The 21,248-nt window shown below is 45.0% G+C and carries 34 protein-coding genes; all 34 read left to right on the forward strand.

What is annotated here, in order from left to right; all coding sequences use genetic code 11:
• Positions 1-255 (forward strand): 30S ribosomal protein S7 (rpsG, locus tag HRU21_02140; protein ID NRA41089.1); only part of this gene is annotated, 255 nt, incomplete at its 5' end.
• 48 nt (positions 256-303) lie between these two features.
• On the forward strand, positions 304-2,421 hold the full coding sequence (gene fusA / locus HRU21_02145; protein NRA41090.1) for an elongation factor G: 2,118 nt from the start codon (positions 304-306) through the stop codon (positions 2,419-2,421).
• 38 nt (positions 2,422-2,459) lie between these two features.
• Positions 2,460-3,683, forward strand: a complete 1,224-nt coding sequence (tuf, locus tag HRU21_02150) for an elongation factor Tu (GenBank protein ID NRA41091.1) — start codon at positions 2,460-2,462, stop codon at positions 3,681-3,683.
• A 339-nt stretch (positions 3,684-4,022) separates the two neighbouring features.
• Positions 4,023-4,334, forward strand: coding sequence for a 30S ribosomal protein S10 (rpsJ, locus tag HRU21_02155; protein ID NRA41092.1), 312 nt, complete (start codon positions 4,023-4,025; stop codon positions 4,332-4,334).
• Positions 4,335-4,476: 142 nt separating this feature from the next.
• Entirely contained in the window at positions 4,477-5,112 is a 636-nt protein-coding gene (gene rplC, locus HRU21_02160; GenBank protein ID NRA41093.1) for a 50S ribosomal protein L3, read from the forward strand.
• A gap of 11 nt (positions 5,113-5,123) precedes the next feature.
• Positions 5,124-5,741: a 50S ribosomal protein L4 gene (rplD, locus tag HRU21_02165; protein NRA41094.1), complete on the forward strand. Its 618-nt coding sequence runs from the start codon at positions 5,124-5,126 to the stop codon at positions 5,739-5,741.
• Positions 5,738-6,031, forward strand: coding sequence for a 50S ribosomal protein L23 (gene rplW / locus HRU21_02170; protein NRA41095.1), 294 nt, complete (start codon positions 5,738-5,740; stop codon positions 6,029-6,031). The genes rplD and rplW overlap by 4 nt, the downstream gene beginning before the upstream one ends.
• A 10-nt stretch (positions 6,032-6,041) precedes the next feature.
• The gene (gene rplB, locus HRU21_02175) at positions 6,042-6,869 is read left to right on the forward strand and encodes a 50S ribosomal protein L2 (protein ID NRA41096.1); all 828 of its coding nucleotides are present in this window, start codon (positions 6,042-6,044) and stop codon (positions 6,867-6,869) included.
• A 12-nt stretch (positions 6,870-6,881) separates the two neighbouring features.
• On the forward strand, positions 6,882-7,157 hold the full coding sequence (gene rpsS / locus HRU21_02180) for a 30S ribosomal protein S19 (GenBank protein ID NRA41097.1): 276 nt from the start codon (positions 6,882-6,884) through the stop codon (positions 7,155-7,157).
• Between the two features lie 25 nt (positions 7,158-7,182).
• Entirely contained in the window at positions 7,183-7,518 is a 336-nt protein-coding gene (gene rplV / locus HRU21_02185; GenBank protein ID NRA41098.1) for a 50S ribosomal protein L22, read from the forward strand.
• Positions 7,519-7,533: 15 nt separating this feature from the next.
• Positions 7,534-8,199, forward strand: a complete 666-nt coding sequence (gene rpsC, locus HRU21_02190; protein ID NRA41099.1) for a 30S ribosomal protein S3 — start codon at positions 7,534-7,536, stop codon at positions 8,197-8,199.
• Positions 8,200-8,213: 14 nt separating this feature from the next.
• On the forward strand, positions 8,214-8,627 hold the full coding sequence (gene rplP / locus HRU21_02195) for a 50S ribosomal protein L16 (GenBank protein NRA41100.1): 414 nt from the start codon (positions 8,214-8,216) through the stop codon (positions 8,625-8,627).
• Positions 8,627-8,821, forward strand: a complete 195-nt coding sequence (gene rpmC / locus HRU21_02200; protein ID NRA41101.1) for a 50S ribosomal protein L29 — start codon at positions 8,627-8,629, stop codon at positions 8,819-8,821. The genes rplP and rpmC overlap by 1 nt, the downstream gene beginning before the upstream one ends.
• A 2-nt stretch (positions 8,822-8,823) precedes the next feature.
• Positions 8,824-9,078: a 30S ribosomal protein S17 gene (gene rpsQ, locus HRU21_02205; protein NRA41102.1), complete on the forward strand. Its 255-nt coding sequence runs from the start codon at positions 8,824-8,826 to the stop codon at positions 9,076-9,078.
• Positions 9,079-9,111: 33 nt separating this feature from the next.
• Positions 9,112-9,480 (forward strand): 50S ribosomal protein L14, encoded by a 369-nt coding sequence (gene rplN / locus HRU21_02210; GenBank protein NRA41103.1) that lies wholly within the window; start codon positions 9,112-9,114, stop codon positions 9,478-9,480.
• 41 nt (positions 9,481-9,521) lie between these two features.
• Positions 9,522-9,833 (forward strand): 50S ribosomal protein L24, encoded by a 312-nt coding sequence (gene rplX / locus HRU21_02215; protein NRA41104.1) that lies wholly within the window; start codon positions 9,522-9,524, stop codon positions 9,831-9,833.
• A 14-nt stretch (positions 9,834-9,847) separates the two neighbouring features.
• Positions 9,848-10,387 carry a 50S ribosomal protein L5 gene (rplE, locus tag HRU21_02220; GenBank protein NRA41105.1) on the forward strand — a complete coding sequence of 180 codons (540 nt, stop codon included), beginning with the start codon at positions 9,848-9,850 and terminating at the stop codon, positions 10,385-10,387.
• A gap of 5 nt (positions 10,388-10,392) precedes the next feature.
• Positions 10,393-10,698 (forward strand): 30S ribosomal protein S14, encoded by a 306-nt coding sequence (gene rpsN, locus HRU21_02225; GenBank protein ID NRA41106.1) that lies wholly within the window; start codon positions 10,393-10,395, stop codon positions 10,696-10,698.
• A gap of 17 nt (positions 10,699-10,715) precedes the next feature.
• Complete coding sequence (gene rpsH / locus HRU21_02230; protein NRA41107.1) at positions 10,716-11,111, forward strand: 30S ribosomal protein S8; 396 nt, start codon at positions 10,716-10,718, stop codon at positions 11,109-11,111.
• 42 nt (positions 11,112-11,153) lie between these two features.
• Complete coding sequence (gene rplF, locus HRU21_02235; GenBank protein ID NRA41108.1) at positions 11,154-11,681, forward strand: 50S ribosomal protein L6; 528 nt, start codon at positions 11,154-11,156, stop codon at positions 11,679-11,681.
• Between the two features lie 10 nt (positions 11,682-11,691).
• The gene (gene rplR, locus HRU21_02240; GenBank protein ID NRA41109.1) at positions 11,692-12,042 is read left to right on the forward strand and encodes a 50S ribosomal protein L18; all 351 of its coding nucleotides are present in this window, start codon (positions 11,692-11,694) and stop codon (positions 12,040-12,042) included.
• An 11-nt stretch (positions 12,043-12,053) separates the two neighbouring features.
• The gene (gene rpsE, locus HRU21_02245) at positions 12,054-12,560 is read left to right on the forward strand and encodes a 30S ribosomal protein S5 (GenBank protein NRA41110.1); all 507 of its coding nucleotides are present in this window, start codon (positions 12,054-12,056) and stop codon (positions 12,558-12,560) included.
• 11 nt (positions 12,561-12,571) lie between these two features.
• Positions 12,572-12,751, forward strand: coding sequence for a 50S ribosomal protein L30 (rpmD, locus tag HRU21_02250; GenBank protein NRA41111.1), 180 nt, complete (start codon positions 12,572-12,574; stop codon positions 12,749-12,751).
• 24 nt (positions 12,752-12,775) lie between these two features.
• Complete coding sequence (gene rplO, locus HRU21_02255; GenBank protein NRA41112.1) at positions 12,776-13,210, forward strand: 50S ribosomal protein L15; 435 nt, start codon at positions 12,776-12,778, stop codon at positions 13,208-13,210.
• A 43-nt stretch (positions 13,211-13,253) separates the two neighbouring features.
• Positions 13,254-14,567 (forward strand): preprotein translocase subunit SecY, encoded by a 1,314-nt coding sequence (gene secY / locus HRU21_02260; protein NRA41113.1) that lies wholly within the window; start codon positions 13,254-13,256, stop codon positions 14,565-14,567.
• Between the two features lie 34 nt (positions 14,568-14,601).
• Entirely contained in the window at positions 14,602-14,718 is a 117-nt protein-coding gene (gene rpmJ, locus HRU21_02265; GenBank protein ID NRA41114.1) for a 50S ribosomal protein L36, read from the forward strand.
• Between the two features lie 110 nt (positions 14,719-14,828).
• Positions 14,829-15,185, forward strand: a complete 357-nt coding sequence (gene rpsM / locus HRU21_02270; protein ID NRA41115.1) for a 30S ribosomal protein S13 — start codon at positions 14,829-14,831, stop codon at positions 15,183-15,185.
• A gap of 23 nt (positions 15,186-15,208) precedes the next feature.
• Positions 15,209-15,598 (forward strand): 30S ribosomal protein S11, encoded by a 390-nt coding sequence (gene rpsK / locus HRU21_02275; GenBank protein ID NRA41116.1) that lies wholly within the window; start codon positions 15,209-15,211, stop codon positions 15,596-15,598.
• 26 nt (positions 15,599-15,624) lie between these two features.
• Complete coding sequence (gene rpsD, locus HRU21_02280) at positions 15,625-16,245, forward strand: 30S ribosomal protein S4 (GenBank protein NRA41117.1); 621 nt, start codon at positions 15,625-15,627, stop codon at positions 16,243-16,245.
• Positions 16,246-16,293: 48 nt separating this feature from the next.
• Positions 16,294-17,298 carry a DNA-directed RNA polymerase subunit alpha gene (gene rpoA, locus HRU21_02285; protein ID NRA41118.1) on the forward strand — a complete coding sequence of 335 codons (1,005 nt, stop codon included), beginning with the start codon at positions 16,294-16,296 and terminating at the stop codon, positions 17,296-17,298.
• Positions 17,299-17,362: 64 nt separating this feature from the next.
• Positions 17,363-17,758, forward strand: a complete 396-nt coding sequence (gene rplQ / locus HRU21_02290) for a 50S ribosomal protein L17 (protein ID NRA41119.1) — start codon at positions 17,363-17,365, stop codon at positions 17,756-17,758.
• Positions 17,759-17,873: 115 nt separating this feature from the next.
• Positions 17,874-18,488: a porin family protein gene (locus HRU21_02295; GenBank protein NRA41120.1), complete on the forward strand. Its 615-nt coding sequence runs from the start codon at positions 17,874-17,876 to the stop codon at positions 18,486-18,488.
• A 34-nt stretch (positions 18,489-18,522) separates the two neighbouring features.
• Complete coding sequence (locus tag HRU21_02300; GenBank protein ID NRA41121.1) at positions 18,523-19,875, forward strand: hypothetical protein; 1,353 nt, start codon at positions 18,523-18,525, stop codon at positions 19,873-19,875.
• Positions 19,876-20,031: 156 nt separating this feature from the next.
• Positions 20,032-21,248 (forward strand): hypothetical protein (locus tag HRU21_02305; GenBank protein ID NRA41122.1); only part of this gene is annotated, 1,217 nt, incomplete at its 3' end.

A 21,248-nucleotide genomic window follows, 5' to 3' on the forward strand; every position in this document is an offset into this window, starting at 1 on the left:
GTCGAGGTAAAGTCACGCCGTGTCGGTGGTGCAACTTACCAGGTGCCGGTTGAAGTTCGTCCATCACGTCGTACCGCGTTAGCGATGCGTTGGTTGGTTGAATATTCGCGTAACCGCGGTGAAAAGTCTATGCGCCAGCGTTTGGCAGCTGAGATCCTAGATGCCTCTCAGGGCAAAGGCAATGCGGTTAAGAAACGTGAAGACGTGCACCGTATGGCTGAAGCTAACAAAGCATTCTCGCACTTCCGTTTTTAATCACGGCTAGCCTCGCTTGCGACATTAGAAGACTGGTAAGGAATATCTGTGGCACGTCAAACGCCCATTAATCGCTATCGTAATATTGGTATTTGCGCGCATGTTGATGCGGGCAAAACCACCACCACGGAGCGGGTTTTATTCTATACCGGTCTTTCTCACCGTATTGGTGAAGTGCACGATGGTGCCGCGACCATGGACTGGATGGAGCAGGAGCAGGAGCGCGGTATTACCATTACCTCTGCGGCCACCACCTGTTTCTGGGCTGGCATGCAAAAGCAGTTTGATCAGCACCGTATCAACATTATCGATACGCCTGGGCACGTTGACTTCACGATCGAAGTTGAGCGCTCGCTGCGAGTTTTAGATGGTGCGGTGGTTGTGCTCTGTGGTTCATCGGGTGTGCAGCCGCAAACCGAAACGGTCTGGCGTCAGGCAAATAAGTACGCGGTGCCGCGTATGGTGTTTGTTAATAAGATGGACAGACTGGGTGCCAATTTTGACATGGTTGTGTCGCAGTTGCGTGAGCGTTTAGGCGCCAATGCAGTGCCTATGCAGATGACCATTGGCAGCGAAGAAGATTTTAAAGGCGTGGTTGATCTGGTTAAGATGAAAGCCATTATTTGGAATGAGTCTGATCAAGGCATGACCTTTGAATATGAAGATATTCCGGCAGACCTTGCCGATACTTGCGAAGAGATGCGCGAGTATATGGTAGAGGCAGCGGCTGAGGCCAATGAGGAGCTGATGGATAAGTACCTTGAAGAAGGTGAATTATCTGAGGCCGAGATTGTTGCTGGCATCCGCATGCGAACCCTGGCAAATGAAATTGTCCCAGTGTTTGGTGGCTCTGCGTTTAAAAACAAAGGTGTGCAGGCAGTTTTGGATGCTGTAATTCAATACATGCCCTCGCCGCAAGAAGTAAAAGCCATCGAAGGCATTGTTGAAGACAAAAAAGGTCAAGAGCTGGTCGAAACGCGAGAAGCAGACGATGATGCGCCTTTCTCAGCCCTCGCATTTAAAATTGCGACTGACCCCTTTGTTGGCACCTTGACGTTTTTCAGAGTTTACTCCGGTAAGCTTGAAACCGGTACCGCAGTTTATAATTCGGTAAAGGGCAAAAAAGAACGTGTGGGTCGAATGGTGCAGATGCACTCTAATGACCGACAAGAAATTAAAGAAGTGCTTGCTGGCGACATTGCAGCCGCGATTGGTCTTAAAGATGTGACCACCGGCGACACTTTGTGCGCTGAAAACGGCAAAATTGTACTTGAGAAAATGGAGTTCCCGGAGCCTGTTATTTCAGTTGCGGTTGAGCCACGCTCACAGGCAGACCAAGAGAAAATGGGTCTGGCGCTGTCCAAGCTAGCGCAAGAGGATCCCTCTTTCCGCGTGAAGACAGACGAAGAGACGGGGCAGACAATAATTTCAGGTATGGGTGAATTACATCTTGATATTATTGTTGACCGAATGAAGCGAGAATTCTCAGTCGATGCTAATATTGGTAAGCCTCAGGTGGCCTATCGTGAAAAGATCACTGAAACGGTTGAGATCGAAGGTAAGTTTGTGCGCCAATCTGGTGGTCGTGGTCAGTATGGGCATGTCTGGGTTAAATTTGCGCCAAACAATGATCCTGAGCAAGACCCTGAGAAGTTGGTATTTGATAACCAAATTGTCGGCGGTGTCGTGCCGAAAGAATATATCCCTGCGATTGAAAAAGGTATTCAAGAGCAGATGTCTAACGGCGTGTTAGCAGGCTATCCAATGTTGGGTTTAACCGCAACATTATACGATGGTTCCTTTCACGATGTTGACTCTAACGAAATGGCGTTTAAAATCGCTGCTTCGATGGCAACCAAGAAGCTTGCCGAATTAGGCGGTGCCGAATTACTTGAGCCGGTCATGAAGGTTGAAGTGGTGACACCTGAAGAGAATATGGGTGATGTGGTTGGCGACTTAAATCGTCGTCGCGGCATGATCCTCGGTATGGATGAAAATCCATCCGGAAAAGTTGTGAATGCCGAAGTGCCTTTGGGTGAAATGTTTGGCTACGCAACCGATTTGCGCAGTGCAACTCAAGGGCGCGCAACATTTACGATGGAGTTCGAGAAATACGCTCCGGCGCCATCGAATGTTGCCGATAATATTATTTCTAAACTAACTTAACTTTTAACTTAACGCGTTAAATTAAAGAGGAACTAAAAGTGGCTAAAGAAGCTTTTGAACGTAATCTCCCCCACGTCAACGTGGGTACTATCGGTCACGTTGACCACGGTAAAACTACTTTGACTGCTGCACTTACTCGTGTATGTGCAGAAGTATTTGGTGGTGAAGCTGTTGCATTTGACGGTATCGACAATGCTCCTGAAGAGCGTGAGCGTGGTATTACTATCGCGACTTCTCACGTTGAATATGAGTCAAATACACGTCACTACGCACACGTAGACTGCCCAGGGCACGCCGATTATGTTAAAAACATGATCACTGGTGCTGCGCAAATGGACGGTGCTATCTTAGTATGTGGTGCAACTGACGGCCCTATGCCTCAAACGCGTGAGCACATCCTGCTTTCACGTCAGGTTGGTGTTCCATACATCGTAGTGTTCTTAAACAAAGCTGACCTTCTTGCTGAAGATTGTGGCGGTGTTGACACTGAAGAATACGAAGAGATGAAAGAGCTAGTAGACATGGAATTACGTGATCTACTTTCTGAGTACGACTTCCCAGGCGACGATACGCCAATCATCTGTGGTTCTGCTCTTATGGCGCTTAACGGCGAAGACGATAACGAGTTAGGTACCACTGCTGTTAAGAAGCTTGTTGAAACGCTTGATGAGTACATCCCTGAGCCAGAGCGTGCTATCGATCAGCCATTCCTTCTTCCTGTTGAAGATGTATTCTCTATCCAAGGCCGTGGTACTGTTGTAACAGGTCGTGTTGAGCGTGGTATCATCAAAGTTGGTGAAGAAATCGAAATCGTTGGTGTTAAAGAGACTGCTACTACTACCTGTACTGGTGTTGAAATGTTCCGTAAAATGCTTGACGAAGGCCGTGCTGGTGAAAACGTTGGTGTTCTTTTACGTGGTACTAAGCGTGAAGAAGTTGAGCGTGGTCAAGTATTGGCAGCTCCAGGTTCTATCACTCCACACACTAAGTTCGAAGGTGAAGTATACGTACTAACCAAAGAAGAAGGCGGTCGTCACACACCTTTCTTTAAAGGTTACCGTCCACAGTTCTACTTCCGTACAACTGACATCACTGGTGCTTGTGAGCTTCCAGAAGGTACTGAAATGGTTATGCCAGGCGACAACATCAAGATGGATGTTACGCTTATCAACCCAATCGCGATGGATGAAGGCTTACGCTTCGCTATCCGTGAAGGTGGCCGTACCGTTGGTGCTGGTGTTGTATCTAAAATCATCGAATAATATCGATCGATTTAAAGGTATAGAGAAAGGTCGCGAAAGCGGCCTTTTTTGTTTCTGTAGCAAGCGTCCGGCATTCTCTGTATCAGCAATGAACTAAAATCACTAATCTCGGTCAATTAACTGATTGATGACGAAATACAAGCCTGGCCAAGGTTTGTTTTATGCTAGATGTCGGCTCAAATATTGGGATGTATGATCACGTGGCGCATGCTGTAAATAAAAATCGCAATAGTGGTTGACGCAGGTTGGTGAAGTCGATAATATTCGCGCTCCCATTTTGCCCCGCACAATAAAATGTCAGCGGTAAAAGGTTCTTAAATAACTTTGGAGTTAGGTCTGATGCAAAATCAGCGAATCAGAATTCGTTTAAAGGCGTTTGATCATCGCTTAATTGATGTTTCAACCCAAGAGATTGTTGAAACAGCTAAGCGTACAGGCGCTCAAGTGAGAGGTCCTATCCCGTTGCCAACGCGCAAAGAGCGTTTTACGGTATTGGTTTCACCGCATGTTTATAAAGACGCGCGTGACCAATATGAAATCCGTACGCACAAGCGCTTGTTAGACATCGTTGAGCCAACTGAAAAAACAGTTGATGCTTTGATGAAGTTGGACTTGGCGGCAGGTGTCGAGGTTCAAATCAGCTTAGGCTAGGCAGTCGCTTGGCGTAAGTTGGAGTTGGAAGTTTTTTCTAACTATAAAAATTAAAGGTTCCCATCAAGATTGATGGAAGTCGTGGGTAACGCTCGAAAGGGCGGCCATAGAGGGTAAGCCCCGTACACATGAGGTTTGAGAGATGACTATTGGTTTAGTCGGCCGCAAATGCGGTATGACTCGCATATTTACAGAAGATGGAGCATCGGTTCCCGTTACTGTTGTTGAAGTAGCGCCGAACAAGGTGACTCAGGTTAAGACTGTCGACACAGACGGTTATTCTGCCATTCAAGTTACTCAAGGTGCTAAGAAAGCATCTCGCGTCAATAAAGCCGAAGCAGGTCACTTTGCTAAAGCAGGTGTTGAAGCGGGTGTTGGCCTTTGGGAATTCCGCACAGAAAACACAGAGCAAGCCTTTGAAGTTGGCCAAGAGCTGACAGTTGCCTTGTTTGAAGCTGGTCAGGCTGTCGATGTTACAGGTCAGTCTAAAGGTAAAGGTTTTCAAGGTGGTGTGAAGCGTTGGAATTTTAAAACACAAGACGCTACTCACGGTAACTCACTTGCGCACCGCGCGCCTGGCTCTATTGGTCAATGTCAAACACCTGGTCGTGTTTGGAAAGGCAAGAAAATGGCCGGTCACATGGGTGCCGAACAAGTCACTACGCAGAACCTAGAAGTTGTGCGTGTTGATGCAGATACAAATGTCATCCTAATCAAGGGTGCTGTTCCTGGAGCGGCTGGCGCAGAAGTTGTTGTGCGTCCTGCTGTGAAAGCCTAAGGGGAATACTGATGGAATTAAGCATTGTTGCTCCTGGTAATTCGTCGGCTGGAACTGTAGAAGTTTCAGAGAAGGCGTTTGCTAGGGACTATAACGAAGATTTAGTGCATCAAGTTGTTACAGCTTATATGGCTGGCGGCCGTCAAGGCACTAAAGCACAGAAGAATCGCGCAGCAGTAAGCGGTGGTGGTAAGAAGCCATGGCGCCAAAAAGGTACTGGCCGTGCACGTGCGGGTACTATTCGCAGCCCAATCTGGGTTGGCGGTGGTCGCGCTTTTGCTGCAAGTCCGCGTAACTTTGAGCAAAAAGTTAACAAGAAAATGTACCGTGCTGCAATGTGTAGCATCGTGTCTGAGCTTGCTCGTCAAGAGCGCTTAGTGGTGGTTGAAGACTTAAATGTTGCCGAGCCAAAGACTAAGTTATTGGTAGCTCAGTTGGCCGAATTAAATGCGCCAAAAGCATTGTTAGTGACTGAAGAAGTGAATACCAATCTTTACTTGGCTGCTCGCAATATTCCGAATGTTGATTCGGTTGATGTGCAAGCGGTTGATCCAGTAAGCCTGGTAAGCTTTGAAAAAGTCGTGGTGACCGTTGCGGCACTGAAAAAGCTTGAGGAGTCATTAGCATGAACCCAGAGCGTATTTATACAACTTTATTAGGTCCACACCTTTCAGAGAAGGCAGCGATTGCAGCAGAAGCTAATCAGTTTGTCTTTAAAGTGGCAATCGATGCTAACAAGTTGGAAGTGAAGAAGGCCGTTGAAAAACTGTTTAACGTTAAAGTTGAAGCAGTCAGAATCGTCAAGACTAAAGGCAAGGTGAAGCGTAACCGTTTTGGTTTAGCTAAGCGCAGCGATGCTAAAAAAGCTATCGTGCGTCTTGCAGCTGGTCACGAAATTGATTTTAGTGTAGCGGAGTAAGGAGCGAATCATGGCAATTGTAAAAGCTAAACCAACGTCTCCGGGTCGTCGCTTTGTTGTAAGCGTTAAGCATGATGACTTACATAAAGGCGCACCTTATAAGCCGTTACTCGAGAAAAAGTCGAAGTCAGGTGGCCGTAATAATAATGGCCGTATCACCACGCGTCATATTGGTGGTGGTCATAAGCAGCACTACCGTGTGATTGACTTTAAACGAAATAAAGATGGCATTCCTGCGGTTATTGAGCGTCTTGAGTACGATCCTAACCGTACCGCGAATATCGCACTTGTACTTTATAAAGATGGTGAGCGTCGCTACATCATTGCGCCAAAAGGCGTTAAAGCAGGTGATGAAATCGTATCGGGTGTCAGTGCGCCAATTAAACCTGGTAACACCTTGCCACTACGTAATGTGCCTGTTGGTTCAGTAGTGCACTGCGTTGAGCTTAAGCCGGGTAAGGGCGCTCAGTTGGCTCGCTCTGCGGGTACATCTGCTCAGCTAGTCGCACGTGAAGGTCAGCATGCTACATTGCGTCTTCGCTCTGGCGAAATGCGTAAGGTTTTGGTTGAGTGTCGCGCAACCTTGGGTGAAGTGTCTAACAGTGAGCATAACTTGCGCTCATTGGGTAAAGCCGGTGCTAGCCGCTGGCGTGGTGTCCGTCCAACCGTTCGTGGTGTTGCGATGAACCCAGTTGATCACCCGCATGGTGGTGGTGAAGGTCGTACTTCTGGTGGTCGTCACCCAGTATCACCTTGGGGTACCCCGACTAAGGGTTACAAAACACGTAAGAACAAGCGTACCAATAAGCTTATTGTACGCCGTCGCGGATCTAAGTAAGAGGATTAAGACGTGCCACGTTCATTGAAAAAAGGTCCATTTATTGATCTTCACCTATTGAAGAAAGTTGAGACCGCTATAGACAGTAATGATAAGCGTCCAATCAAAACTTGGTCGCGCCGTTCGGTAATTTTTCCGAATATGGTTGGTTTAACTATTGCAGTACATAACGGCCGTCAACATGTGCCGGTATATGTGACTGAAGATATGGTTGGCCATAAGTTGGGTGAATTCGCAGCTACACGTACCTACAAAGGTCACGTTGCGGACAAGAAGGCTAAGCGCTAAGCGCTGTTGGTGAGAGGTTTTTAAGATGGAAGTATCTGCAAAACTTAAAGGTGCCAATATCTCTGCACAAAAAGCGCGCTTAGTTGCTGACCAAGTTCGCGGTAAAGGTGTTGAAGAAGCGCTTGAGCTTCTAACCTTTAGCAATAAAAAAGCAGCAGTATTGGTTAAAAAGGTGTTGAACTCTGCGATTGCAAACGCTGAGCACAACGAGGGTGCTGATATTGACGAGTTAACCGTGTCAACAATATTTGTTGATGAGGGTTTAACGATGAAGCGTATTCGTCCACGTGCAAAAGGCCGTGCAGACAGAATTTTAAAGCGCACATGTCATATCACAGTAAAAGTCGCAGACGGCGAATAATCAGGAGTTCATAAGATGGGTCAGAAAGTACATCCTATCGGTATCCGACTCGGTATTGTTAAAGATCACAATTCAGTTTGGTACGCCGATAGTAAAACGTTCGCTGACAAGCTAGTGAGCGATTTAGAAGTTCGCAGTTATGTTGAGAAAAAATTAGAGCATGCCTCAGTAAGCCGCGTTGTTATTGAGCGCCCTGCAAATACTGCGCGCATCACCATTCACACCGCTCGTCCTGGTGTGGTTATTGGTAAGAAAGGTGAAGATGTTGAAAAACTTCGCGCTGATCTTTCTAAGAAAATGGGCGTTGCTGTTCATATTAATATTGAAGAAATTCGTAAGCCAGACCTTGATGCGAAGTTAGTTGCACAAGGTGTTGCGAGTCAGCTTGAGCGTCGTGTTATGTTCCGTCGTGCGATGAAGCGCGCAGTACAAAACGCCATGCGTCAAGGTGCTGAAGGTATTAAGATTCAGCTGGGTGGTCGTTTAGGCGGCGCCGAGATTGCTCGCTCTGAATGGTATCGTGAAGGTCGTGTTCCGCTTCACACCTTACGCGCCGATATCGATTATTCAACTTATGAAGCTCATACTACCTACGGCGTAATTGGTATTAAAGTATGGATCTTCAAAGGTGAAGTCATTGGTGGTCAAGAGACGCCAGCGGCTAAGCCAAAAAAGAAGTAAGGTGGTAGTGAAGCATGTTACAACCTAAACGTACAAAATTCCGCAAGATGATGAAAGGCCGTAACCGCGGTCTAGCGCATCGCGGTTCAACCGTTAGTTTTGGTGAGTTTGGTTTAAAAGCAACAGGCCGTGGACGCATCACAGCGCGTCAAATTGAGTCTGCTCGTCGTGCCATGACTCGTCACATCAAGCGTGGCGGTAAAATTTGGATTCGAGTTTTTCCAGACAAGCCGATTACTCAAAAGCCTCTTGAAGTTCGTCAAGGTAAAGGTAAGGGTAATGTTGAATACTGGGTGGCACAAATCCAGCCAGGTAAAATCTTGTATGAAGTACAAGGTGTTGAAGAAGAATTGGCGCGCGAAGCCTTTGCATTAGCTGCCGCAAAGATTCCTGTATCTACAACTTTTGTTAAGCGCACGGTGATGTGATGAAAGCAGCCGAATTACGTGAAAAGTCAGTTGAAGAACTGAATGCTGAGCTTCTTAAATTGCGTGAAGAGCAATTTAAGTTACGTATGCAACAATCAACGGGTCAACTTGGTCAAACGCACTTGCTGAAAGAAAACAAGCAAGATATTGCGCGTGTTAAAACCGTGTTGACGGCAAAACAAGCAGGTAACTAAGCATGGGTGAGAAAAGAGTCCGTACAGCGCAAGGTCGTGTTGTTAGTAACAAGATGGATAAAACCATCACTGTGCTAGTTGAGCGCCGCGTTAAGCATCCTATTTATGGTAAGTTCATGACGCGCTCAACTAAGTTGCATGCGCATGATGAATCGAATGAGTGCAACATCGGCGATGTTGTTACTGTTCAAGAGAGTCGTCCTTTGTCTAAGTCAAAGACTTGGACGTTGACGAGTATTGATGAGCGCACGGCGTAAATCGTAATAACTTATTAGTTTCAGGATTGAACCATGATTCAGGCACAATCTTATCTAGATGTAGCAGATAACAGCGGTGCGCGTCGTGTGATGTGTATTAAAGTTCTTGGTGGCTCGAAGCGTCGTTATGCGCGCGTCGGCGACATCATCAAAGTAACTGTTAAAGAAGCCATTCCGCGTGGCAAAGTGAAAAAAGGTCAGGTAATGAATGCTGTTGTTGTTCGTACCAAGCAAGGCGTGCGTCGCCCTGATGGTTCGAAGATTAAATTCGACGACAATGCAGCTGTTATTTTAAATACCCAACTGGCTCCAATCGGTACGCGTATTTTCGGTCCTGTGACTCGTGAATTGCGTTCTGAGCGTTTTATGAAAATCATCTCTTTAGCGCCTGAAGTACTTTAATCAGTACTTATCGGCTAAAGATTAAAGAGGAAACAGCAATGTTGAAAATCAAGCGTGGTGACGAAGTCATCGTGATCGCTGGTAAAGACAAAGGCAAGCGTGGCACTGTGGATACAATCCGCAANGATGGCCGTTTGTTAGTGTCTGGTGTAAACATGGTGAAAAAGCATACNAAAGCTAACCCGCAAGCGGGNGTGCAAGGTGGCATCATCGATCAAGAAGCGCCTATTCATGCTTCTAATGTTGCACTCTTTAACCCTCAAACTGAAAAAGCAGACCGTGTTGGCATTCGTGTTGAAGACGGTAAAAAAGTACGCTTCTTCAAGTCTAACAACGCGCTTGTTGATGCGTAATTGAGGTACTAGAAATGGCAAATTTGAAAGAAGTTTACAATAACGAGTTAGTAGCAAAGCTTAAAGATGAGCTTGGCTTAGACAACGTTATGCAAGTACCTCGCATCACCAAAATTACTCTTAATATGGGTGTTGGTGAAGCCGTTGGTGACAAAAAGATCCTTGAGAACGCTGTCAAGGATATGGAAGCAATCGCTGGTCAGAAGCCTGTTGTTAATAAGGCACGCAAATCAGTCGCGGGTTTTAAAATTCGTGAAGGTTGGCCGATCGGTTGTAAAGTCACTTTGCGTGATGAGCGCATGTATGAATTTTTAGATCGTTTAATTTCAATTGCAATTCCACGTATTCGTGATTTTCGCGGCATTAACCCGAAATCATTCGATGGTCGCGGTAATTTTGCAATGGGCGTAACAGAGCAAATCATTTTCCCTGAAATTGATTATGACAAAGTCGATCGCTTACGTGGTATGGATATTGTTATCACTACTTCAGCGTCGAATGATGATGAAGGTCGCGCACTTCTTCGTGCGTTTAACTTCCCGCTTAAAGGTTAATAGACATGGCTAAGAAATCTATGATCGCGCGTGATGTTAAGCGTGCTAAAACTGTTAAAAAATTCGCTGCTAAACGTGCTGAGCTTAAAGCAATTATCGTTAGCACTACTGCTTCAGAAGAAGAAAAGTGGGAAGCACAGCAAGCGTTACAAAAACTACCACGTGATGCTAGCCCGGTTCGCCAGCAGCGTCGTTGTCAAATCACAGGCCGCCCGCACGCGGTTTATCGTAAGTTCGGCTTATGCCGTAACCAGATTCGTGAAGCGGCAATGCGTGGCGATATTCCTGGTCTAGTGAAAGCTAGCTGGTAAGTGAGAGGATAGACATTATGAGTATGCAAGATCCAGTAGCAGATATGCTAACTCGCATCCGCAATAGCCAGGCGCGTGGTAAGCAAACTGTTTCAATGCCTTCATCTAAGTTGAAAGCCAATATTGCACAGGTTTTGGTTGATGAAGGTTATATATCAAGTTTTAACGTTGAGGCAACTGATAACAAATCAGTGCTTACCATTGAATTAAAATATTTCAATGGCAAGCCTGTTATCGAAGTGCTTAAGCGTGTGAGTCGTCCAGGCCTTAGAATCTATAAAGCCTCTGATGAATTGCCACAAGTTAATGGTGGCTTGGGTGTGTCAATTGTGTCTACCAATAAAGGTCTGATGTCAGATCGTGCAGCTCGCGCTGCAGGTATTGGTGGCGAAATTGTATGCAGTGTATTTTAACGCCTTAGGCATTGTCTTGGCATTGAGTAAAGAGAATTTATTATGTCTCGTGTTGCAAAAAGTCCGGTAGAAATTCCTGGTGGCGTTAAAGTTACTTTGGACGGACAAAATTTAAAAGTTAAAGGTGGTAAAGCTGAGCTTGAGCTTGCTCTGCATGAAAATGTAGAAGTAACTGAGGTTGATAATACCTTAGAGTTTGCTGCTAAAGATGGAAAAGACTGGGCGATGGCCGGTACTACTCGCGCACTTGTCAACAATATGGTTGTTGGTGTGAGCACCGGTTTTGAAAAGAAACTTGAACTTGTTGGTGTTGGTTATCGTGCCAAGGCCTCCGGTAAAGTTCTAAACCTAACGCTTGGTTTTTCACACCCTGTTGATTATCAACTACCTGAAGGTGTTACTGCTGAAACACCATCGCAAACTGAAATCGTGATTAAAGGTGCTGATAAGCAGGTTGTTGGTCAAGTTGCTTCTGAAATTCGCGCATTTAGACCGCCTGAGCCTTATAAGGGTAAAGGTGTTCGTTACGCTGACGAATATGTTCGTCGTAAAGAAGCTAAGAAAAAGTAAAGGTTAGGTTATGAGCGTTAAAAACAATGCAAGATTACGTCGTGCTCGTCGCGCACGTAACAAAATGCGTGAGTTAGGTGCTAACCGTTTAACTGTGTACCGCAGCTCACAACATATTTATGCGCAAGTCTTCTCTGCTGCAGGCGACAAAGTATTAGCGTCTGCTTCAACAGTTGAAAAAGAATTGCGTGCTGACACTACAAGCAACATCGCTGCTGCTGAAAAAGTCGGCAAGCTGATTGCAGAGCGTGCAAAAGCAGCTGGTGTTGAAACTGTAGCCTTTGATCGTGCCGGTTATCAATATCACGGCCGTGTAAAAGCTTTAGCTGAGTCAGCGCGTGAAGCTGGCTTACAATTCTAAGGGGTAGAGAGATGGCTTACGAAAAGAAAGAACAAAACCCTGAAGGTTTGCAAGAAAAGCTAGTTCAAGTTAATCGTGTTGCTAAAGTTGTTAAAGGTGGCCGTATTTTTGGTTTCACAGCTTTAACAGTTGTTGGTGACGGAAACGGTAAAGTTGGCTTTGGTCGTGGTAAAGCACGTGAAGTTCCATTAGCTATCCAAAAGGCTATGGAAGCGGCTCGTCGCAATATGGTTTCTGTTGAATTAAACGGTGACACCATTCAGTACGCTACAGAAGCGAAACATGCTGGCTCAAAAATTTACATGCAACCTGCTTCACAAGGTACAGGTGTAATTGCAGGTGGCGCTATGCGTGCGGTACTTGAAGTGGCTGGCATCCATAACGTTTTATCAAAATGTTACGGCTCTACTAACCCTGTAAATGTTGTTCGTGCAACGGTTAAAGCGTTGTCTAACATGCAATCACCTGAGCAAGTTGCGGAAAAACGCGGCAAGTCAGTTGAAGACATTGCTGGCTAAGAGGTTTTATCATGGCTAATACAGTGAAAGTTACCTTGGTGAAAAGCACCTCGGGTCGTTTAAAAAATCATCAGCAATGTGTAGCCGGTCTTGGCTTGCGCAAAATTGGTCAAACCGTAGAAGTTGAAGATACTCCTTCGAATCGCGGCATGATCAATAAAGCGTATTACTTGCTGAAAGTTGAAGCTTAAGAGGGTCTTCGCATGTCTGAACAAATGCGTTTAAACACCATGAGCCCAGCGCCAGGTCACAAAAAAGCTGCCAAGCGCGTCGGTCGCGGCATTGGTAGCGGTCTTGGTAAAACCGGTGGTCGTGGTCATAAAGGTCAAAAGTCTCGCTCTGGTGGTCACACGATCCCGGGTTTCGAGGGTGGCCAAATGCCGTTGCAAAAGCGTTTGCCTAAATACGGTTTCACCTCTCGCGTATCTCGTGTTACGGCACAAGTTCGCACCAGCGAACTAGCGAAAGTTAACGCTGACGTGATTGATTTAGCTGCGTTAAAAGCTGCTGACATCATTGGTGAAAACATTTTGCGCGCTAAAGTATTCCTTTCTGGTGATGTTGCAAAAGCAGTAACCGTTAAAGGTTTAGGTGTTACTAAAGGTGCACAGGCAGCAATCGAAGCTGCTGGCGGTAAAGTAGAAGAGTAAAGCTTAGTCGCGATTTGCAGTTGCGACTAATTTAGGGGATGTAATGGCTAAACAACAAAGTGCAATGAATATGGCAGCTCAGGCAGGTTCTGGTGAACTTTTTTCTCGCCTGAAGTTCTTATTCTTGGCGATTGTGGTTTATCGTATTGGCACGCATATTCCTGTGCCCGGTATTAACCCTGTTCAGTTGGAAGCATTATTTAATCAAAATTCAGATACTATTCTGGGTTTATTTAATATGTTTTCGGGTGGTGCTTTGGAGCGCATGAGTATTGTTGCGCTTGGTATTATGCCGTACATCTCTGCCTCGATCATTATGCAGTTAATGACTGCGGTAAGTCCGCAGCTNGANGCGCTGAAAAAAGAAGGTGAAGCTGGCCGTCGTAAGATTAGCCAGTATACCCGCTGGGGTACGCTTGCACTGGCAACGGTTCAAGCCTTAGGCATGTCAGTGGGTATGGCCTCTCAAGGATTATTCTTTGATGGTAGCGCCTATACCATTTTTGTTGCTGTTGCATCGCTAGTTACTGGCGCCATGTTTATGATGTGGCTCGGCGAGCAAGTCACCGAACGTGGTATTGGTAACGGTATTTCAATGCTGATATTTGCCGGTATTGTTGCTGGCTTACCATCAGCAATTGCACAGTCGATTGAACAAGCACGCCAGGGCGAGCTGAATATTTTGATGCTGCTTGCGGTGTTATTAATAGCTTTTGCAGTGATTTGGTTAATTGTAAGAATTGAACGCGGTCAGCGTCGCATTACCATCAATTATGCCAAACGTCAGCAAGGTCGTCGCATGATGCAGGCGCAGTCGAGCCATCTGCCATTAAAAATTAATATGGCGGGTGTTATTCCGGCGATTTTTGCATCCAGTATTTTATTGTTTCCAGCCTCAATTGCGCAGTGGTTTAGTCAGTCTTCTGACAATGCAAGCTGGTTACAAGACTTGGCCTTTATGATTGGCCCAGGTCAGCCGTTAAACATTATTTTGTTTACGGTAATGATAGTTTTCTTCTGTTTCTTTTATACGGCGTTAATGTTTAACCCGAATGAAGTGGCAGATAATTTAAAGCGCTCAGGTGCATTCTTACCAGGTATTCGCCCTGGTGAGCAGACGGCGAAATATATTGATAAGGTGCTAACGCGTCTTACATTATTCGGCTCTGCATACATGGCTGCTGTATGTTTGTTACCCCAAGCGCTTATCGTGGTTGCCAATGTGCCGTTCTATTTAGGCGGTACATCGTTGCTAATCGTTGTCGTCGTGGTAATGGATTTCATGGCGCAAGTGCAATCACATCTGCTTTCATCACAATATGGTGATGTGATGAAAAAAGCTAATTTACAAGGTTAATTGCGCGTAAGCGCTAACGAAGTGGTGAAACACAATGAAAGTACGAGCGTCAGTTAAGAAAATTTGTCGTGACTGCAAAATTATAAAGCGTAAAGGCGTTGTCCGCGTTATCTGTAAAACAGAGCCGCGTCACAAGCAGCGTCAGGGCTAATAGTCTACGGCTTTTAATGGGTGAAATTTAGCCAAGATTTGGTTGATTTTTAATGATTGTGGCGCTATATTGCTGCGCCTTTCGCATAACATATGGTTGGAGATAGTTGAATGGCTCGTATCGCCGGTGTCAACATACCAGATAATAAGCACGCTGTGATCTCACTTACCTATATCTATGGTGTAGGTAAAACAACGGCTAAACAGCTTTGTGCCGTTTGTGGTGTTGCAGAACAAACTAAAATTGGTGATTTGTCTGAAGACGAAATGGACAAGTTACGTAATGAAGTCAGCAAAATGACTGTTGAAGGCGACCTTCGTCGTGAAATCAACATGAACATCAAACGTTTGCTCGACTTAGGTTGCTACCGTGGTCTTCGCCACCGTCGTAATCTGCCATTACGCGGTCAGCGCACGAAAACCAACGCGCGTACCCGTAAAGGTCCACGTAAACCAATTCGTAAGTAATTAAGAGTTAGTAGGTAAAGATTATGGCTAAGCCAAGTCCAAAGGCTCGTAAAAAAGTTAAGAAAAGTGTCGTAGATGGTATCGCGCATATTCATGCGTCTTTTAATAACACCATTATTACGATCACTGATCGTCAAGGCAATGCGTTAAGCTGGGCTACTTCTGGTGGTTCGGGTTTCCGTGGTTCTCGTAAGTCTACACCTTTTGCTGCGCAGGTTGCTGCTGAGCGTGCCGGTGTTGCTGCACAAGAATATGGCTTGAAAAATTTAGATGTAGAAGTAAAAGGGCCTGGTCCAGGTCGTGAGTCTGCAGTTCGTGCATTGAACAACTGCGGTTATAAAATTGCTTCTATTAAAGACGTGACGCCCATCCCACATAACGGATGTCGTCCACCGAAAAAACGTCGCGTTTAATCAGACTGGAATAACAGGATACGATAATGGCAAGATATATTGGCCCAACCTGTAAGTTATCACGTCGTGAAGGTACAGATTTGTTTCTTAAGAGCGGCGTTCGCGCACTCGACACGAAGTGTAAGGTTGAAACTCAGCCTGGTCAGCACGGTGCTCGTCGTGGCCGTCTTTCTGACTACGGTGTTCAGCTTCGTGAAAAACAAAAAGTTCGTCGTTTATATGGCGTGCTTGAGAAGCAATTTAGAAATTACTACAAGCAAGCTGCACGTATTAAAGGTGCAACGGGTGAAAACTTATTGCGTTTGTTAGAGCAACGTTTAGACAACGTTGTATATCGCATGGGTTTTGGTGCGACTCGTTCAGAAGCTCGCCAGCTGGTTGCGCACAAGTCAATCACCGTGAATGGACAAGTTGTAAATGTTGCTTCTTTCCTTGTGAATGAAGGCGATGTTGTCGCTGTTCGCGAGAAATCTAAGAATCAATTGCGTATTAAAAATGCCCTTGAGCTCTCTGCGCAGCGCGCTGAAGTTGAATGGGTTGACGTAGACAACAGCAAAATGGAAGGCGTGTTTAAACGTTTCCCAGAGCGTGACGATCTACCGAGTGAGATTAACGAAAACCTCATCGTAGAATTGTACTCTAAGTAATCTTACTTAGCGTTTACTGGGTTAGCAAAGCAATTTATAGGAGCCAATATGGGTAGTGCAGTAACTGAATTTTTGACCCCGAAAGTCATTAATGTAGATGAATTTAGCCCTACACATGCGAAAGTCGTACTTGAGCCATTAGAGCGTGGTTTTGGTCATACTTTAGGTAATGCTTTACGCCGCATTTTACTTTCGTCTATGCCTGGTTGTGCGATTACAGAAGTTGAAATCGACGGTGTACAGCACGAATACTCAGCGATTGAAGGTGTTGGTGAAGATGTTATTGAGATCTTACTTAACCTGAAAGGCGTTGCCATTGTTATGAATGGCAAGGACCACGCAGAGTTAACGTTACAAAAAGCGGGCCCTGGTGTTTTAACTGCCGGCGATATTCAAGTCGATCACGATGTTGAAATTCGCAACCCAGAGCACGTTATTGCGACCTTGACTGAAGGTAAAGACATTAATATGAAGATTACTGTCGAGCGTGGACGTGGTTATTCATCGGCTGATGCACGCATCAGTGATGAAGACGAAACGCGCACGATTGGTAAGCTTCAATTGGATGCTTCATTCAGCCCTGTTATGCGTGTTAGCTATGCGGTTGAAAGTGCACGTGTTGAACAGCGTACAGACTTGGACAAGTTGGTGTTAGATCTTGAAACTAACGGCACACTTGATCCTGAAGAAGCTATTCGTCGCGCAGCGACAATTTTACAGCAGCAGCTAGCTGTATTTGTCGACCTTGAGTCAGAAGCCGATATTGAAGATGTCGAAGAAGAAGATGAAGTTGATCCAATGTTGCTTCGTCCGGTTGACGATCTTGAACTGACAGTGCGCTCAGCTAACTGTTTGAAAGCTGAAAGCATTTATTTTATTGGTGACTTGGTTCAGCGCACTGAAGTTGAATTATTGAAAACACCCAACCTTGGTAAAAAGTCATTGACCGAAATCAAGGATGTGTTGGCAAGCCGTGGTTTCCACCTAGGTATGCGCCTTGAAAATTGGCCGCCTGCCAGCCTTAAGAATGATGATCGCGTTTTACACCGTTAATTGTAAACGCGATTAACCGAAATACACTTGCTGAGATAGCAATAGCCTGAATAGGAATTGAGATATGCGTCATCGTAAAAGTGGCCGTAAATTAAATCGAAATAGTTCACATCGTTCTGCGATGTTTAAGAATATGACGATTTCTTTGGTCGAGCATGAGCTTATTAAAACTACATTACCCAAAGCTAAAGAGCTTCGTCGTATCGCCGAGCCATTAATCACTTTGGCTAAAGAAGACTCGGTTGCTAACCGTCGTCTCGCTAATAGTCGCCTAGGCAGTGATGAAGCTGTAGGTAAATTGTTTTCTGAACTTGGCCCACGCTACGAAAGCCGCCCTGGTGGTTATATTCGTATCTTAAAATGTGGTTACCGCGCGGGCGATAAAGCGCCAATGGCCTATGTTGAATTGGTTGATCGTCCACTACCGGTTGACGATGATATTGAAGATAGTGACGATTAAGCCCATCTCCATTTATTTATAAAACCCAGCATTGCTGGGTTTTTTTTTGCCATATGCATTAGCTACAAGATGTGCGATCAGTGTGTGAACTAAAGCTTATAGACTAAAGGGCAAAATGACGATAGAGTCAGAATATATAAATTATAAATACACTCATTTTTTTGAAAAGGAGTTCAAAGTGCGTTTTATAAAAGCCACCTTTATAATCTTTTGCGGTTTAATACTAGTGCCGCATGCATATGCTGCCGATAAGGGATTCTATGCTGGATTATATGCATCGTATCAACAGTTAGATATAACCAATCAAGGTGCAATAGACTTAAATCCTAACTCAGCATTAGGTGCATATGCTGGTTATAATCTTTTCTCAATGTTCGGTATTGAGTTGGGTTACGCAGAATTCTCAGCAATAGATTCTGATGATCGTGATGACCTAGAGTTGCAACTTTCAAGAGCTCACCTAGGTTTTAATTTTCAAGGTGCAGTTACAAGCACGATAGATTTATTTGCCAAAGTAAAAGCGACGTATAATTATTTGGATCTTGATTTTAATCAACGTGAAAGCGACACGTCAGATGATATAGGCTGGCAATATGAAGTGGGCTCTCAATGGTATATAAATCCAAATTTCGGCCTCACCCTAGCAATTGCCTATGCTGAATCTGGCTATGATGAAGATTTTGATTACAATGCATGGTCCACTGCACTTGGTGTTCAAGCTAATTTCTAGATAATAAAAAAGTATAAAAGTACAGGATGTTATTATGAAGCCACTCTTTTTAATGCTGCTAACGATTTTATTAACTGCCTGTGATGAAGGGGCGCCGATCAAGCAAGACTCAAGACTGTACGAAATTCTAGTTAAAGATAAAGAAAAAATTCGCTCATCAGAGGGTATAAACCTGAATGATTTCCGTGATGCAGATGGGGAACAAACATCGAATAGTAAAACAATTGCGAACTGTCTGTACTTTAACAAAATCACGCCCGACAGAACCTGTTCAATTGCTGAAAACCCTTTTATCGCATCTTCATCTGTGACACCAACAAAAGCACAAATTATGGAGAAGTTGATCGTTTCTGATCAGTGGATGGCAGATAACTTTGCTAAAGTGCTTGATCAAGCGCCGGCAGAAATGTTGACACTGTTCTCAAGTGTAACAGGTATAGCTATACACAGAGATATTAGGCCTGCCTATTTTTGGACCGCAACAGGCGGCATTTACTTAGACCCTATTTATCTTTGGGAAACCGCAGAACAGTTAGCTACCGTAAGTCAGCAGCAAGATTTTAGAATTAAAGAAGGCGGTGAGACACTGGACTATGTGAGCTTTACTAGCTATTACAAAGATGGTGCGCCAGCTTGGACTAGTGAAGCTGATGCAAGAGATCAGCAAGATGTACTTTACATGATGTCGGCGTTGTTATTTCACGAATTGGCACATGCGCGCGATGCCTATCCAGTAGACGCAATTCTTGAGGCCTCAAGCGAGGAGTTTACCTATCAGCTTGCTGATCGTGTAGAAGATATCGGTGCATCAGTAACAAAGCAATTAGGTCGACTGTTTCCTCTGGGTAGTCAGGTGCTAAAAGATTTGGCCTCAATAAGATATTCAGGCCCCAATGAAGAACTTAATATTACTACAGACTTTTTTGCACTGTCTGCTGACGATTTAGCGGCAGAGTTTGTGCCTGATGGCGCGAATGATGATTACTCTTATTACGCAAGAGAATTTGACGGCATGCGGAATTACTATGAAGACACCGCAATGTTATTTGAGGAAGCAATGTTGAAGATACATTTTGACATTGATAAAGAATACGGATTTGCAAACATCGTAGGTAATCAAGGTGATTGCTCAGATTATGATGTGGTAATGCAGATTACTAATCGTATATTTGATGACAGCGTCAAAAATAGAGCCAGTTTAGTGGTGAATGGCTTGCTACCCAATAACGCCTATCAAGCGTATTTCCTTCAAGATATCGATAGGGCGCCATTACAATTTTGTGTGCCTCAGTCAGACAGTCGGTCAGAGCTGAGCCAAAGTGCTGCAAAGCCATCCACACAAAACTCTGAGACTAAACCACAGTTGGGTGCGCGCCGCTGGCATTAGGGTGCTGGTTTAAAAAAACTGGGTTGTTTGTATAATCAGAGCGTATAATTAGAATGTCTCATTGCTTGGTACTAATAAGTGTCACAGCGCCTTTTACTAGCAACTCTTATATCTGTACTTATTTCCTGCGACGGTGGGGGAGGGCCTAGTTCATCCTTGGTAACTGAAAGTCCATCTTCATCCGACGCGCTTGCCTCGACCCAGAGCCTCACTCTTGATAAAGTCGATCGCTGTCTATCGGCAGCATTGAGTCTGGCGTTGCGCCTATGCAGTTTAGAAGAGCTAAATTTCATAGCAGCTGACAGCAACTCGCCAACGGTTGATGAAATTATGCAGCGTGTGGTCGTTTCAGACCCATGGATGGCCGATAATTTTCGTGCAGCACTGCAGCTTATGCCTGATGATATGCGGAATTTGTTTGCCAGCGTTACAGGTGTGAAAATTGACCGGGATATTCGCCCTGCCTTTTTTACCACAGGCACTGGCGGTATTTATTTAGATCCAGAATACCTTTGGGTTACTCAAGAGCAGCGCAGAAGTATCAGTGATGAACCGGATTTTCGTGCTGGCTTCGGTTCACAGCTTCAGTTTGTTTCATTTGCTCGCTATGTCAAAGATGGGCAGCTGGCTTGGCGCTCTGGCAACACAGACCGTGATCTCAGTGATGTGGTACTATCACTGTCGGCATTACTATTCCATGAATTGGCCCATGCCAGAGATGCATTTCCTGTGAGTGCGATAAATACCGCCGAACCTTTTCAAACGCCACCACAATTAGCTCAGACAGTGTTAACCACGACCGAAATTCAAGGCTTAACTAATCCATTAACAAGTGTAGCGATGTTCAACCTAGCCAAAGTTTTATTTGAGGGGCAATCAGCAGAAATTTATGCGATTGCAGCTAACAATATATTAGCCGATGAATTTGAGCGTGATGGTGCCAACGATGAATATAATTATCGAGAATATGTGGTAAATAACCGTTCATTGTTCTTTGAAGATACTGCAATGCTGTTTGAAGAAGTCATGATGAAAATTCATTATGATATTGACCGTGAAATCGTATTTGCATCTAGCGTCAGCGCGCCGATTGTAAGTTGTGGTGATATCGAAATATTCTGGTCTGATGTGAACCGCGCGTTTTCGCCCACAGTTATTGATCGTGCAGAGTTCGTCGTTGAACAACTATTACCAGATCAGGACTATACAGCGGTGTTTGATCAGCCGCCGCGTAATGCTGTTAATACATTCTGCCAGTCGCAGCAGGCAGTTAGGCCTAGCTCATTTAACCCATTATTGCAGCCGGAGCCTTCAGCACCTAATAGTGAGTTTGAAATGCAGCAGATGATGCGCCAGCACCATCATCAATGGCA

The organism is Pseudomonadales bacterium (assembly GCA_013215025.1).
Lineage (GTDB): Bacteria > Pseudomonadota > Gammaproteobacteria > Pseudomonadales > DT-91 > DT-91.

Excerpts from the sequence above, each read along its gene's own strand:
- rpsJ (NRA41092.1), top strand. The coding sequence starts at position 4,023 with ATGCAAAATCAGCGAATCAGAATTCGTTTAAAGGCGTTTGATCATCGC.
- rplC (NRA41093.1), top strand. The coding sequence starts at position 4,477 with ATGACTATTGGTTTAGTCGGCCGCAAATGCGGTATGACTCGCATATTT.
- rplD (NRA41094.1), top strand. The coding sequence starts at position 5,124 with ATGGAATTAAGCATTGTTGCTCCTGGTAATTCGTCGGCTGGAACTGTA.
- rplW (NRA41095.1), top strand. The coding sequence starts at position 5,738 with ATGAACCCAGAGCGTATTTATACAACTTTATTAGGTCCACACCTTTCA.
- rplB (NRA41096.1), top strand. The coding sequence starts at position 6,042 with ATGGCAATTGTAAAAGCTAAACCAACGTCTCCGGGTCGTCGCTTTGTT.
- rplV (NRA41098.1), top strand. The coding sequence starts at position 7,183 with ATGGAAGTATCTGCAAAACTTAAAGGTGCCAATATCTCTGCACAAAAA.
- rpsC (NRA41099.1), top strand. The coding sequence starts at position 7,534 with ATGGGTCAGAAAGTACATCCTATCGGTATCCGACTCGGTATTGTTAAA.
- rplP (NRA41100.1), top strand. The coding sequence starts at position 8,214 with ATGTTACAACCTAAACGTACAAAATTCCGCAAGATGATGAAAGGCCGT.
- rpmC (NRA41101.1), top strand. The coding sequence starts at position 8,627 with ATGAAAGCAGCCGAATTACGTGAAAAGTCAGTTGAAGAACTGAATGCT.
- rpsQ (NRA41102.1), top strand. The coding sequence starts at position 8,824 with ATGGGTGAGAAAAGAGTCCGTACAGCGCAAGGTCGTGTTGTTAGTAAC.
- rplN (NRA41103.1), top strand. The coding sequence starts at position 9,112 with ATGATTCAGGCACAATCTTATCTAGATGTAGCAGATAACAGCGGTGCG.
- rplE (NRA41105.1), top strand. The coding sequence starts at position 9,848 with ATGGCAAATTTGAAAGAAGTTTACAATAACGAGTTAGTAGCAAAGCTT.
- rpsN (NRA41106.1), top strand. The coding sequence starts at position 10,393 with ATGGCTAAGAAATCTATGATCGCGCGTGATGTTAAGCGTGCTAAAACT.
- rpsH (NRA41107.1), top strand. The coding sequence starts at position 10,716 with ATGAGTATGCAAGATCCAGTAGCAGATATGCTAACTCGCATCCGCAAT.
- rplF (NRA41108.1), top strand. The coding sequence starts at position 11,154 with ATGTCTCGTGTTGCAAAAAGTCCGGTAGAAATTCCTGGTGGCGTTAAA.
- rplR (NRA41109.1), top strand. The coding sequence starts at position 11,692 with ATGAGCGTTAAAAACAATGCAAGATTACGTCGTGCTCGTCGCGCACGT.
- rpsE (NRA41110.1), top strand. The coding sequence starts at position 12,054 with ATGGCTTACGAAAAGAAAGAACAAAACCCTGAAGGTTTGCAAGAAAAG.
- rpmD (NRA41111.1), top strand. The coding sequence starts at position 12,572 with ATGGCTAATACAGTGAAAGTTACCTTGGTGAAAAGCACCTCGGGTCGT.
- rplO (NRA41112.1), top strand. The coding sequence starts at position 12,776 with ATGCGTTTAAACACCATGAGCCCAGCGCCAGGTCACAAAAAAGCTGCC.
- rpmJ (NRA41114.1), top strand. The coding sequence starts at position 14,602 with ATGAAAGTACGAGCGTCAGTTAAGAAAATTTGTCGTGACTGCAAAATT.
- rpsM (NRA41115.1), top strand. The coding sequence starts at position 14,829 with ATGGCTCGTATCGCCGGTGTCAACATACCAGATAATAAGCACGCTGTG.
- rpsK (NRA41116.1), top strand. The coding sequence starts at position 15,209 with ATGGCTAAGCCAAGTCCAAAGGCTCGTAAAAAAGTTAAGAAAAGTGTC.
- rpsD (NRA41117.1), top strand. The coding sequence starts at position 15,625 with ATGGCAAGATATATTGGCCCAACCTGTAAGTTATCACGTCGTGAAGGT.
- rpoA (NRA41118.1), top strand. The coding sequence starts at position 16,294 with ATGGGTAGTGCAGTAACTGAATTTTTGACCCCGAAAGTCATTAATGTA.
- rplQ (NRA41119.1), top strand. The coding sequence starts at position 17,363 with ATGCGTCATCGTAAAAGTGGCCGTAAATTAAATCGAAATAGTTCACAT.
- HRU21_02295 (NRA41120.1), top strand. The coding sequence starts at position 17,874 with ATGACGATAGAGTCAGAATATATAAATTATAAATACACTCATTTTTTT.
- HRU21_02300 (NRA41121.1), top strand. The coding sequence starts at position 18,523 with ATGAAGCCACTCTTTTTAATGCTGCTAACGATTTTATTAACTGCCTGT.